Source organism: Pseudomonas sp. FBF18, assembly GCF_024261405.1.
Classification (GTDB): domain Bacteria; phylum Pseudomonadota; class Gammaproteobacteria; order Pseudomonadales; family Pseudomonadaceae; genus Aquipseudomonas; species Aquipseudomonas palmensis.
Window position 1 is genome coordinate 151,175 of record NZ_QKRS01000013.1, and the last position, 11,249, is coordinate 162,423.

12 protein-coding genes are annotated in these 11,249 nt (G+C 61.9%); all 12 read right to left on the reverse strand.

Features of this window, described 5'->3' with window-relative positions; translation table 11 throughout:
* Window positions 1–2,426 (reverse strand): host specificity protein J (locus DN387_RS19560; protein ID WP_254506192.1); only part of this gene is annotated, 2,426 nt, incomplete at its 3' end.
* A gap of 56 nt (window positions 2,427–2,482) precedes the next feature.
* A complete protein-coding gene (locus DN387_RS19565; RefSeq protein WP_078479711.1) occupies window positions 2,483–3,103 on the reverse strand; it encodes a tail assembly protein in 621 nt (206 codons plus the stop codon).
* Window positions 3,100–3,855 (reverse strand): C40 family peptidase, encoded by a 756-nt coding sequence (locus DN387_RS19570; protein ID WP_254506196.1) that lies wholly within the window; start codon window positions 3,853–3,855, stop codon window positions 3,100–3,102. Before DN387_RS19570 ends, DN387_RS19565 begins: the two co-directional genes overlap by 4 nt.
* Window positions 3,856–3,857: 2 nt before the next feature.
* Window positions 3,858–4,607: a phage minor tail protein L gene (locus DN387_RS19575; protein ID WP_254506199.1), complete on the reverse strand. Its 750-nt coding sequence runs from the start codon at window positions 4,605–4,607 to the stop codon at window positions 3,858–3,860.
* Window positions 4,608–4,616: 9 nt separating this feature from the next.
* Window positions 4,617–4,955 carry a phage tail protein gene (locus tag DN387_RS19580; RefSeq protein ID WP_254506202.1) on the reverse strand — a complete coding sequence of 113 codons (339 nt, stop codon included), beginning with the start codon at window positions 4,953–4,955 and terminating at the stop codon, window positions 4,617–4,619.
* Window positions 4,955–8,254: a phage tail tape measure protein gene (locus DN387_RS19585; RefSeq protein ID WP_254506205.1), complete on the reverse strand. Its 3,300-nt coding sequence runs from the start codon at window positions 8,252–8,254 to the stop codon at window positions 4,955–4,957. The genes DN387_RS19580 and DN387_RS19585 overlap by 1 nt, the downstream gene beginning before the upstream one ends.
* 61 nt (window positions 8,255–8,315) lie before the next feature.
* Window positions 8,316–8,801 carry a superinfection immunity protein gene (locus DN387_RS19590; protein WP_254506209.1) on the reverse strand — a complete coding sequence of 162 codons (486 nt, stop codon included), beginning with the start codon at window positions 8,799–8,801 and terminating at the stop codon, window positions 8,316–8,318.
* Window positions 8,798–9,049, reverse strand: coding sequence for a DUF1799 domain-containing protein (locus tag DN387_RS19595; RefSeq protein ID WP_254506255.1), 252 nt, complete (start codon window positions 9,047–9,049; stop codon window positions 8,798–8,800). Before DN387_RS19595 ends, DN387_RS19590 begins: the two co-directional genes overlap by 4 nt.
* A 62-nt stretch (window positions 9,050–9,111) precedes the next feature.
* Complete coding sequence (locus DN387_RS19600) at window positions 9,112–9,495, reverse strand: phage tail assembly chaperone (RefSeq protein ID WP_254506212.1); 384 nt, start codon at window positions 9,493–9,495, stop codon at window positions 9,112–9,114.
* 10 nt (window positions 9,496–9,505) lie between these two features.
* Window positions 9,506–10,165, reverse strand: a complete 660-nt coding sequence (locus DN387_RS19605; RefSeq protein ID WP_254506215.1) for a phage tail protein — start codon at window positions 10,163–10,165, stop codon at window positions 9,506–9,508.
* A gap of 68 nt (window positions 10,166–10,233) precedes the next feature.
* Window positions 10,234–10,728, reverse strand: a complete 495-nt coding sequence (locus DN387_RS19610) for a hypothetical protein (RefSeq protein WP_254506218.1) — start codon at window positions 10,726–10,728, stop codon at window positions 10,234–10,236.
* Window positions 10,729–10,777: 49 nt separating this feature from the next.
* Window positions 10,778–11,249, reverse strand: a 472-nt coding sequence (locus DN387_RS19615) for a KilA-N domain-containing protein (RefSeq protein ID WP_254506221.1), incomplete at its 5' end; no start/stop codon positions are given.

The following is an 11,249-nucleotide window of genomic DNA, read 5'->3' on the forward strand; positions in this document are numbered from 1 at the left end:
GCTGGGTACCACGGCCCGATGTTGCCGGTGCGATCGAGCAGGCGCGCCCAGAAGAAGAACGACACGCCCGCCTTGAGGCCCTGAAGCGTGTAGTCCTGTTGCGGGTACGCCAGGTCGGTGAGCTTGGTGGTCACCGACAGGTCGTTGCTTGGGCTGTACCAGATCTCGGTACGCTGTGTGTCTTCTGCGCCTTCAGGGAAGCCCCATCGCAAGCCAATCGCGAACAGCTCGCTCGATGCGTTCAGATACGACACCGCCGGAGGCAGGCCCTCTTTGCCCTTGAGCTCGGTGAGCATCGAGTCTCGCCAGATCGACGAGATATCGAACGCACTGACTGCTCGAACCCGAGCAAGGTACTGGCCGGCGTAGATACCGACCACATCGACTGAGGCCGTGCCGGTGCGCTGCAGCCTGATCCAGTTGCCGCTGTCCTTGCGCCACTCGACGTCGTATCCCACGGCCCCTTCCACCGCAGGCCAGGAAATGGTCATCGTGCTGACGGCCAGGCCCTGGCTGATCGCGTAGTCCGAGGTCAGGGTGACGCTCGCCGGCGGCGGAACAGTGGTCACCGGGATGACGCTGATTGGGCGTTCTTCCAGCTTGGCGCCGGTGTCTATCGCGGGAAATTTGCTTGGGTTGAACTCCAGCCCGGTGATCTCGTACTCGCCCTCTGCGGTGCGCGCAGTCTTCAGGACGCGAAACAGCTGGATGGCCAGGTCGTCGGCGTCGATGGCCCACTGTAGTTCCGGCTCGGGCTGCACGCTGTAGGCCGTGGTCACGGTCACGGCGCGCCCAGCGACCGACTGCACGGTGCGACCTTGGGCGCTTCCATTGGGCAGGTTGATGATCAGGCGATCGCCGGCCTTGATCTGTGTGTCGCGGTCAAGGGTCACCACCCGCCCGGCTGCCGCTGCAATACGGCCACCGTTTGGACGCCCAGATAACAACTCGTCTGCCACGGGGATGACGTGACCAGGCAGCGGGATGCGGCCCTCCATGCCAGTCTTGAAGGTGACAGTCCGATCCTGGTTGTTGCTCAGCAGCGCCCACTTGCCGCGGCGCTGGGCCTCGCTGGCCCTGGTGCAGCCAATAGCCGAGATCTCGATTGGGCGATCCTGGTACCGGCGCTGGAGCGCCAGGTCGGTGACCGGAATCACATCGGTATCGTAGTTGTTGCCGGGGTTGTCGTAGCTGACCAGGGCCCGGCTGTAGTGCGTGCTGCGCTCGGCGCCGCCGTAGGTGAACTCGCCATCGATGACGTTCGCGCGAGTGAACACATAGTCGAAGTCCTGTGCGCGTGGCATGTCGGCCTGCATGAACAGCGCGCCCTGCGCCCAGTACACCATGCCTCGGTAGATGGCAGAGAGATCACGCAGCAGCGTCCAGGCCTCGGCCTTGCCCTGCAGGTTCAGGTCGCACAGGAATCGCGGCTCCTGCCCGCCCACCCCATTCGGTACAAGCTGGTCGCAGTACTGGGCGATGCGGTACATCTCCCACTTGTCGACCATCCACGACTTGATGCGCTTGCCCAAGCCGAACCGGTCTTCCACGCACAGGCCATAGGTGACGAACGCAGGGTTGTTGGTCCAGGCCTGCTTGAAGGTACCGTCCCAGGTACCGGTATAGGTGCGGGCAATCGGGTCGTAGTTGGTCGGCACTGGCCAGCGCCGCGCCTTGCACTTCACAGTTACCGACGGGATGTTCTGGAACTGCTCAGCGTCGAACTCGATGTAGAGCAGCGCGGTGTTCGGATAACGCAGCTTCTGATCGATGATCTCGGTGTAAGCCGCCACGGTCATGGTGTCGGCGATGGTCCCGGTATTCGCGTTCGGTGTGATGCGTCGTGCGCGCATCACCCAGCCGGAAGTTGCCGGAGGCAGATCGACGCGAACCGACCGCTGATAGCCGTTGCTTGTCTTTCCGCTGACCGCCCCGCGGTTCGCTTCGACGAAAGCGCCACCGTCAGTTGCGATCTCAATGGCGTACTCGATGGTGTAGCCACCCGTGTCGCCATTGCTTGGGTTTTGCTGAAGCAGTCGCGGCCAGGCGAAGCGCAGGCGCACTGCCGAGAGCTGAGTGTTGCTCAGTGCGCGAGTCCACGGCTGATCGCTCCGCAATTCAACGCCGACAGACGTTTCACTCTCGATCGCTGGGATACCCTGGATGTAGTCCTGCTCAACCGAGCCGCGACGGAACTCCCACTTCACGCCAGGGAAGTTCACGTTGCCGCTGGCATCCATGATCGGTGTGTTGTCGAGGTAGATGTCGCGGTCGGTCGGCGTGCCGTCAAACTCGCCCTCGCCCACAGCCAGAAGTATCTTGGCGATGTTGGTAGACCGGAGACTATCGGGCGCCTCGTAGGGAGCCTTGGGCTTCTTGCTGCCGCCTTTGGCGCCAGTGACGTCAGGTGGGAGTGCTGCGCCCATGCTTTCCTCCGGGCAATAAAAAACCGCCCGATGGCGGCTTGTCGTCTGTTCTAAGGCTACGCCTTGTCTTCGGCGTAGATGGACGCGGAAATGATCGCCCCACCCCACCGGCGTTCGCCGATACAGATTGGAACGGGGTTTCCGCTGGCGGTGGTGTTGTTGGCACTGCCGAAGGCATAGGAAGGCCTGTTTTCTGGGGACGCGCTCATCGATAGACCCTTGGCCTGCGGGCTGAGCATCTGGATCACGCCGCCGATGGCCAGCGAAACACCAACCGCACCAGTGATGCCCCAGGCACCGCCAGCACCGATGGCCCCCAAGCCGGCTGGCGCGAAAATCGCGACCGCAGCGATCAAAGCGATACCGACCACTGTCTGTAGCAGGCCGCCGCGCTTGCTACCGCCGATCACCGGAACGATGCGCACCTCGCGCGCGCCGCCGCGACCGAAGTCTTCGGCGCCCACGTTCTTGCGGTTGCGGAACACGGCGAACCGCAAACCCATTCCATCCAGGCGCTGGATCTCGGCCTCAAACCCCTCCAGCGTTGCCTTCAGGGCCTTGAATACCTCCCACACCTCGCCGCTATCGATCTGTCGGCGGTGGGTGCGCCCGAACTTCTGGGCCAGCGATCCGGATAGCTTGATGATGGTCATGGGTGCATAGACGATGGTGCTCATCGGGCCTCCTTGTGGCGCAGGATCAGGCGCGCCCGGTCATGCCAGGGGCCGCCGTAGATGATGACCTCGGACGGCCTTCCGTACAGGTGGTGCAGCAAGAACGGCCCGGAGCCGTACAGTTCGGCCTGCTCACCCGGCAATTTCGGGTCGCCAGCGAGGTAGATACCGGCATGGTTCGGGTGCACGGTGCGCCCTACGGCCATGACGATCATGTCGCCGCGCTGTGGTCGGTCGACCTGGTAGAAGCCTGCCGCCTCATAGGCTTGCTCGTACAGGCTGGGCCCGGCTACCTGCTCCCACCAACCGTCCACCCGGGTATAGGCCGGAAACTCCAGCCCCCACTCCCGCTGATACCAGTCGGCGCACACTTGCCAGCAATCCCAGGCGCCGTGCACAAATGGCCGGCCCAGCAACGGGGTTTCGCCGGTGGGTGTGATCGTCCGCAGGTCACCTTCCGGCCAGGACAGGATGTGCCAAGGCAGCCCGGTGGCCTCGCACATGGCCAGGTCACGCGGCGAAGGCCTGCTGGTGGCGTCCGGGTGAGAGTGAACGACGCCGATCACCTGCCCCTGGTCTTCCGCGCCGGCGTACTGCTCCGGCGCAATGCGGAACTCCTCGGTCGGCTCGGTTGCCACGTTCGCGCAAGGGAGGTACACCTGCCTCCGGCCCACGGCCAAGATTAGCCCGCAACACTCGCGCGGGTACTCCGCCGCAGCGTGCTTTTGCACGGCAGCAAGGATGTGTTTCAGCATGATCAGCTCCTGGCGATCAGGGAGACGGCAGGGAAGCCGCCGAAGGGCAGTTGGTTGCCTTGGCCGAAGCGCACCACGCAGCCAGTGTCGAGACAACCGTTGCACTGATCCTTGGCCGGGTCATCCGTGCGGTTGCCGTCGAAGTCGAAGTACGGCCCGGTGTACCCGCAGTTCGGCCCCCGGTAGCCGTTCGTCATGGCCCAGTGGCACAGCTGGGTCATCTGGCGGCCTATGCTCTCGCCGCCGACATCACCGGGGCTGGCCAGCTCCCACGACACGGCGGTGCCGTTTTCCGACACTTTCTGGTCGATGTACCAGACCTCAATCGCTTCCTCGGTCGGGTCTGCCTCTGGGTTGCCTCCCGGGAAGTTGATCGGGTCCAGGTACCGCCTCATCGTCTGCCGAATCGTCAGCTTGAACTCCAGCAGGTTGTCGAAGGCCAGGCACAAGGCTGTGATCCGCCCGTTGACGTTGCCGACCGAGATCGTCGGCCGCACTGCGGTACCATCCGAGTTCGCTTCGATACCGTCGACCTGAATGGGCCAGGCACCGTACTCATTTCCCTGCCACCAGATCGACTTGGCCGGCAGTTGGTCTGCGTTGACGCCGGCCGCCGCCAGCTCTTCAGGTGTATGGGGGATGGCGTGGCCGTGGAAGCGCAGAACATCAGCCCCCCAGTCCGAGCCGTCCAGCTCAAACAGCAGCACTTCGCTCCCCGGCTGGAGCAACTGGATGTCTTTGATCAGTGACATAAGGATTCCTTACGGGTGGAAGGCCCGCTGGAAGGTGGCGGTGACCTTGAATTGCTCACCGCCCATAGGGGTCGGCTTTGGATCGGCGCAGGTGAACAGGCCTAGCTCGCCGAGGGGGGTACTCCAGAGGAACGCCTTCGCACCGGCATGCCGGTCGAAGAAGGCCATGACCTCCAGCACCCGGCCCTTCCTGCCGGTGATGGTCACCGGGTAGCTGTCTTCCTTGTTGTTCGGGCCATCGCCGACGACCTGTCGGTATCCACCGCCGAAGCGAGAATCCCGCACCCTGTACTGGATATCAGGGGTCTCGCCGCGCTCAGTAGCCCAGCGGAAGGTTTCAATGGCCATCAGGTTCTCCGCGTTGCGTTTCGGTGGCTGATTCCGCCCGGTCGCCAAGATTCCGCGACGGCCTTCTGGGCAGCGATTTCCATCTGCTTCTGCATGTTCTGCTGCAGTAGGCCCTGGTCCAGTTCCATTCCCTCGCCGCTCCTATCCGGAACACTGATGCTCACAGGCGCATTGACTGAGATGGACGTAGAGCCGCCACCGCCAGCCGCAGCAGCTGAAGTAGGCCCAGCCCCCAGCGGCGTGATCGTGCCGCCCTCGGCCCCCATCATCAGGTAGGTCTTCCCTCCCTGATTAAGCAGCTCCGGGCCCAGCTCGTTGACCTCGTACAGTGAATTCGCCGCTACCGGGCCACCAGCAGCGCGCTGGCCGGAGACGAAGTTGTCCATGAACTGCGGGCCGTATCCGGCCTGCGTCGACCCAGCCGAAGCTGCAGCGCCACCAGCTCCACTGAACCACGAACCGAGCGCACTGCCGGCAATGCTCGACAGTAGCCCTGAGGCAGCCTGCCGGGTGGCAATCCGCGCCATGTCCGCCAGGATCGACTTGGTGAAGTCGGCGAACGACAGCTTGCCGGTGATGGCGAAGTTCGCCACCGCGTCCTCCATGCTGGTGAAAGCATTGCCGAACAGCGTGCGAGTCTGGCCGGCGACGTCCCTGGCCTGCTCGAGGTAGGTGGAGAAGGCCGAGCGCGCGCCAAGCGACCAATCCTGCTGTTGGGCGTCTAAATCCTGGTAGTACTTCTCCTGCCTCGCCAAACGCGAATCCAGGGCTTTCTGCAGGGCCTGATTTTCCTTCTCATACAGGCTTTCGCTTATTCGGCCTTCGTTGCGCTGCTGCTGGAGGTTGTCCATCTGCTGCTGGTACTGCTGCTCGATGCTCAACCGCTCTTGCATGCGCTGCCGGGCGACATCACCCAGCCCCATGCTGGCCAGATTGCTGTCGAGACCGAGCGATGCGCGCTGCAGCTGGCTGTTCAGGTTGCCCTGGAAGGCGGCAAGTTTCTGCGCCTCTTCAGTGGCAACCTTGCGCAGCTGCATCTCCTTCTCCAGCCCGGCATTCTTCTGGAGCTGAGCGGTGATCTGCTGCTGGTTGGCCAGCAGCGACTTCTGGTCGGCGGTCAAGGTCTTCTTGCCCTTGATGTCCGCCAGCTGCTGCTCCCACTTCACTAGGGCCTGGCCGGCCTCCCCAAGTTTCTGCTGCTCGCCAACTTGCGCGCCGATCAGGGCATTCTGCTGCTGGAGCACCGAATATTGCTGACGAGCTTGGTCAAGCGCCCGGGTGCCTGCGCTTTCACGATACGCAGCGGTTTTCGGATCCTTGTACTGCTCAGCGATGTTTGCGCGCACCCTCGCAACGGTGTCTGCCGCTAGTCGTGAGTCGTTGGGACTCTTCTGACGAATGACATCAAGCGCCCGCTCGTACTCCTTGAGCGCCTCTGTACGCTTGCGAGCGTTAGTCCATGCTGACTTTTCCAAGGCGTCTGCCCTGGCCATGGCCTTCTGCGTTCGCTCCTCAGCGTCGGCCTGATCCTTGTCGTACTTGGCGTTTTCTTCCTGGGCCGCCTTCTTGTCCTTGAGGAACTGAAGCTCGTCGGTGTAGTACTCGACCATCTGTTGCCGGTCTTGGAAGAATCCAACATCGCCACGCTGGGCGCTGGCCAGGTTGGCCTCCATGCGCGCAATGTCATCATCAATGTTTGGCCGGCCAATATCCTTCAATCGGTCCGCGGCTTTGGCCACGGCATTGTAACCGCGCTCCCAGAAGCTCAGGTTCTCAATGATCTTCGGGGTTCGCTCATTGATCGCATCAGCAAAAGCGTCGGTCGCCAGCTTCACTGCTTCAGCATGACGCCCTTGTCGCTCCAGGGCAGTGATCTGGTCATACACCGAGGCGGTAAGATAGTGATACTGCTGGTTCAGAGATGCCGAGGCCTTGACGGGGTCATCCGCCAGTTTTACGAACTCGGCAACCGTATCCGATACCGCGCGGCCAGTTGCTTCCTCCATCGATACTGCAGCCTGGGCTACCTGCTGGAAGCTATCACCAGCAATCTTCCCTCCTCCCGCGATACTGGCCAGCGCCGAGGCAGCAGCGCCGGTTGTTCCAACCGTGGAACTGATCTGCCTGGCCATGGCACCAAGCTGATCAGAGGTGAGACCAGCGGACCTGCCAGTGAGGATTAGTGAGTTGTTGTATGCGTCTGCCTCCTCTGACCCTTTATAGAATGCGTAGCCAAGACCTGCCACGGCGGCCGCGGCCACGGTGAATGGGGTAACCAGGCCTGCGACGTAGCCGCCCAAGGCCATTGCAGCCGGACCAATGCCCCCGAACATATCTTTGAGTTGACCGCCTTGTTGCAGCAGAACGGTAAGCGGTGCTTGCCCACCTTGGAGCGAGACCACAATATCGGTGAATTGAGCTGGAACGTTACGCAGGGCCGCGGCCGTAGCCTTGGCGGTCATTCCTGTTCTGCTGAGGGCCGAGTCAGCCCCTCCCAGGGCTTCTCGTGCCTGGTCGATTCTGGTCTTGTATTCGACGAACGTGTCCTTATCCAATGCGCCGGACGACTGAAAGCCCTGCAGCCTGCGTTCCATTTCGTCCAGACGGCCTAGTGCGGCCACAGTAGGGTCGATTCTTCCGAGCAAAGCGTCGAGCTCACGCGATTGTTCGCGCTGCGCATTGGCTGCCGCTTGACTAGAGTTCGCAAGGCGCTCTTCGGTCGCCATCATCGCTTGTACGCGGGACGCTACAGCGGCCTGCTGGGTTGCACGATCAGATAGGACGCTGTTCGCCTGCCGGCTGGCATCGGTCGCTTGCTGCGTGGCCCTGGCAAGGGTCTGGGTGTAATCGCTCGCCTCCAGTGATGCGCGGGCTACAGCGAGGATTCTCGCTTGCTGTTCCTCTGCGCTTTCAGATGCGCGACGACCAGCTTGTACTGCTTCATCGGTAGAGCTGCCCAGGGCGGTTTGGGCTTGCCCTGCCTGCTCCGCGACTGACCGCATCGACGCGAGACCTGCTGCCGCCGCGGTGAATGCGGCCGAAGCCGAGCCCACTGCGCGGCCTACAGTCGTCATCTGCTGGGCCAATTCGCCCTGCTTCGCATTGAGCGCCTGCAGTTCGGTAACGATCTGACGAGTATCGCCGCGCATGCCTTGAAGCGCGACCTCCCAGGCCCTTCCGGCCTTTCCAGCAGATACCTCTGCTTTTCCACCGGCATCGACCAGATGATCCAGGTTGTCGGCCGCCTCCAGCGCATCGCCGGAGTTAACCCGGATTCCAAGATCGGCAATGGTGGTCATAATTATCTCCGGACAACAAAAAACCGCCCGTAGGCGGCTTGTTTAGGCGAGCTGCGGCAGCTTACGCAATCTGGAGATCGCTACCGCAGTGCTTGCACTTGATCGCGGCCGCCTTCACCTGCTCAGCGCAGAATGGGCAAACCTTGTATTCAGCAGGGGCTTGAGCTGGATGAATCGAATCTTGGGCAGCTGCACCGATGACGGGGTGAACCGAAGGCTCGGGCTTTTTGAAGGCCCAGATGAGCGCGCCAACCCAGCCGATTACGGTCCAGCCAAGAAAAAGATTAAGCGCTGCGATCGACTGCAGATTCGCCTGCTTTCTAGACCAGGCCTCATAGGTTGGAAGGAGATAGAGCGCCGGCACAAAGATGACCGCACTGAACGCAATAGCCTGCCCCAACGAATTCAGCGCAACTTCTCGACCCATAGACACGCTGAACGCAGCGCAGAACGCCAGTACCACGAATCTGACAAAGAACATCCTTTCCTCCGGACTGTTTCCATAATGCTCGCAATTTATCACGTTGCCGCATCCGTTGGCGTTCACTCTCGCGCCTCCGCCATAACAGCTAGAGCCTCATGCTCCATGATTCGTAAGTCAGGAAAGATCCCACCGAGATCGCGACGCTTAATACCCAGCATCGAGGCCGTAGCCTGCACTGCGGTGTAATCCAGGCCGGACGGCCCGCCCTGCCCCAAGCGCCACTGGGTACCCATAGCTTCGAAGAGCAGGAAGGACCGCCAAGAGTCGGGCCAGATCTCTACAAACTCCTCCTCGATGTCGTCCAGCGTCAGACCCAGCGCGGCCAGCTGGTTGGCGGACGGGCCGCTTTCATACAGCGACCGGGCCGCCGCCCTCAGTTTCCCAGGCGAGCCGGGTTGTACGCTTCCTGGTAGGCATTGATGACAGCCTGGGGAGCACCGGTGCAGGTTTTCACCAGGGCAAGGATTGCCTCGTCTGAGAACTCGTCCTCGAAGGCCCATCCGACAACCACAGCCTTGACCTGCTCGACCTGCAGTTCAATCTGCGAGGCCGTGTACTGTTTCAGGGTCCAGTCTTCGGCTTTGGCTTTCTCGGCATTGGCCTCCATGGCCTTGTTCCAGCCGTCGTATAGATCCGCCAGAGCATCACGGTCGAGATACCGAAACTCGAATTCAACCGACTCCGGCTCACCGCCCAAACGCGGAACCTTTACCACGCCGGTGAACGTCGGGTTCTGCGCAATCTTGATCTTCGCCATGGGGGTCTCCTTAGGCCGCTTTCAGGTAGCGCAATGGGCGGCCGGACAGGCCTACGCTGATGGTGCGGGTCATCAGGTTATTCCGCTCCATGGTTGGGGTGGTGGTGATACTCACATAGCCCGGATAGAGAATCTGGTCACCGTTGCGCAGCTTCAGGCGCACCACAGTCAGCTCCTTGGTTTCGTCGAAGCCCTCTACAGCGCCAACATAGGCGGCGGTGGGCTGGTCCTCGACCACAATGGCCAGGCTGATCGGGTTGCGGTTGATTGGCATCTGACGGTCATCGTCGTCCTCCAGGTAGCCGACGGTCAGGAACTGCTGTTCACCGCCGGATGGGGTGAAACCGGTGACCTTGGAGATCTGCACCCAGTCGGTGACGGGGATGACGGAGCCCAGGCCGGCACCGGGGGTGAAGGTATCCACGTCAGCGGTGCTCACACCGCCCAGCGCGAAACTGTCAGTCAGCGCGTTGGCCACCCGAGCAGCGCGGTCGGTGAGCTTGGCCCAGCCGGAGTCGATCAGCACCACGTCCTGCGTGTTGAGACCATGGTCCTCGGCGGTCAGAACTGGCGGCGCAGCGTTGGAAATTGCAGTGAAGGGGATGGCAGTCCCCAGGGTCATGGCGATCTCAACGATAGCGCCGTTCGGCAGCGGGAAGCGTGCGGCCATGGTGTTTTCCTCTTGGATAGAAACGAAAAAGCCCGCACGCGGCGGGGCTTGATGGGTGTTAAGTCGGGCTACTTTGCAATAGCTGCAATCAGGAGCGCCTGGCCTTTCACCAGCTCAACGTGAGCCAGGCTGAGCAGCTTGCTGTCGGCAAAGGAATGTCCAGCCAGCAGTCGGTCCATCTGCTCAAACTGCTCCTTGAGCTTGGTCACGCGCTTGAGCACCGAGTTGTCGTATTCCTGCCGGGCTGCCTCGACGATCACGCGCACTTCGGCAATCGGCAGGCCGGTACCGACTGGGTGGGCGCACTTACAGAGGTAATCCCCACTGGTGTAAGTGGCGCCAAACACCACGCCATCAGCATGGTAGGCGTCGGGCAGACGGCAAAAGCCAAGCAGAGGGAACTGCTTGCGCTGTTCGGCATTGAGCAGGTCTTGACAAGCCCCAAGGAATTCCGACGGGCTACTGTCAGACAGTCGTTTCAGCGCAGAAGCCAGGCCGGCGAGTTCGCCACCCACTACCGCATCAATCACCGCCTGCTTGTCGCGTTTTACTTGATCAGACATTTTGCTTCCCTTTAGTTGGTTCATGGCGGACCGAGGATCCGCGCTCTAGTCACGCCGCATCGAGACCCAGGGTCATCTGAAGCTGATCGCGCCAATATTCGACTTGGTGCACCAAGCCTGGCTTCTTGTTCCGCCATCGGGCCAGCTCTCGGCCGCTCAGGCTGGCGACCTCCTTGGCATCGTCCAAGGCCCGGCAAGCGAGGTCGAACTGCTGCTTCTCGTTTAGCTCGCCGCGTAGGAGCGCATCGATGTGGAGGTCGCACCAGACGGCAAAATCCACGTCCAGCCAGCGGGCGAATGAGACCGCCAGCTTTGGGTGAAGCCAGGTCCCGCCACTTCGACCCTTTGCGCTTCGAACTAAAAGGTGGGATTCCCCCACATTTAAGTGTCTGGCCAGCGCGTCCATGTACTTGAGCGACTCGGGCAGGCGCAGCCATTCGGCAGGCTTCTTACCGTAGCGTTTGGCCACATCGGTCGCGTTAATCCAGCCCTCGCTATTGAAGCGAACGGCCTGGCCTTGG

What these genes read in the sequence shown, in the direction of transcription:
- DN387_RS19565 (WP_078479711.1), bottom strand. Translation starts at nt 3,103, where the DNA reads ATGAGCACCATCGTCTATGCACCCATGACCATCATCAAGCTATCCGGA.
- DN387_RS19570 (WP_254506196.1), bottom strand. Translation starts at nt 3,855, where the DNA reads ATGCTGAAACACATCCTTGCTGCCGTGCAAAAGCACGCTGCGGCGGAG.
- DN387_RS19575 (WP_254506199.1), bottom strand. Translation starts at nt 4,607, where the DNA reads ATGTCACTGATCAAAGACATCCAGTTGCTCCAGCCGGGGAGCGAAGTG.
- DN387_RS19580 (WP_254506202.1), bottom strand. Translation starts at nt 4,955, where the DNA reads ATGGCCATTGAAACCTTCCGCTGGGCTACTGAGCGCGGCGAGACCCCT.
- DN387_RS19585 (WP_254506205.1), bottom strand. Translation starts at nt 8,254, where the DNA reads ATGACCACCATTGCCGATCTTGGAATCCGGGTTAACTCCGGCGATGCG.
- DN387_RS19600 (WP_254506212.1), bottom strand. Translation starts at nt 9,495, where the DNA reads ATGGCGAAGATCAAGATTGCGCAGAACCCGACGTTCACCGGCGTGGTA.
- DN387_RS19605 (WP_254506215.1), bottom strand. Translation starts at nt 10,165, where the DNA reads ATGGCCGCACGCTTCCCGCTGCCGAACGGCGCTATCGTTGAGATCGCC.
- DN387_RS19610 (WP_254506218.1), bottom strand. Translation starts at nt 10,728, where the DNA reads ATGTCTGATCAAGTAAAACGCGACAAGCAGGCGGTGATTGATGCGGTA.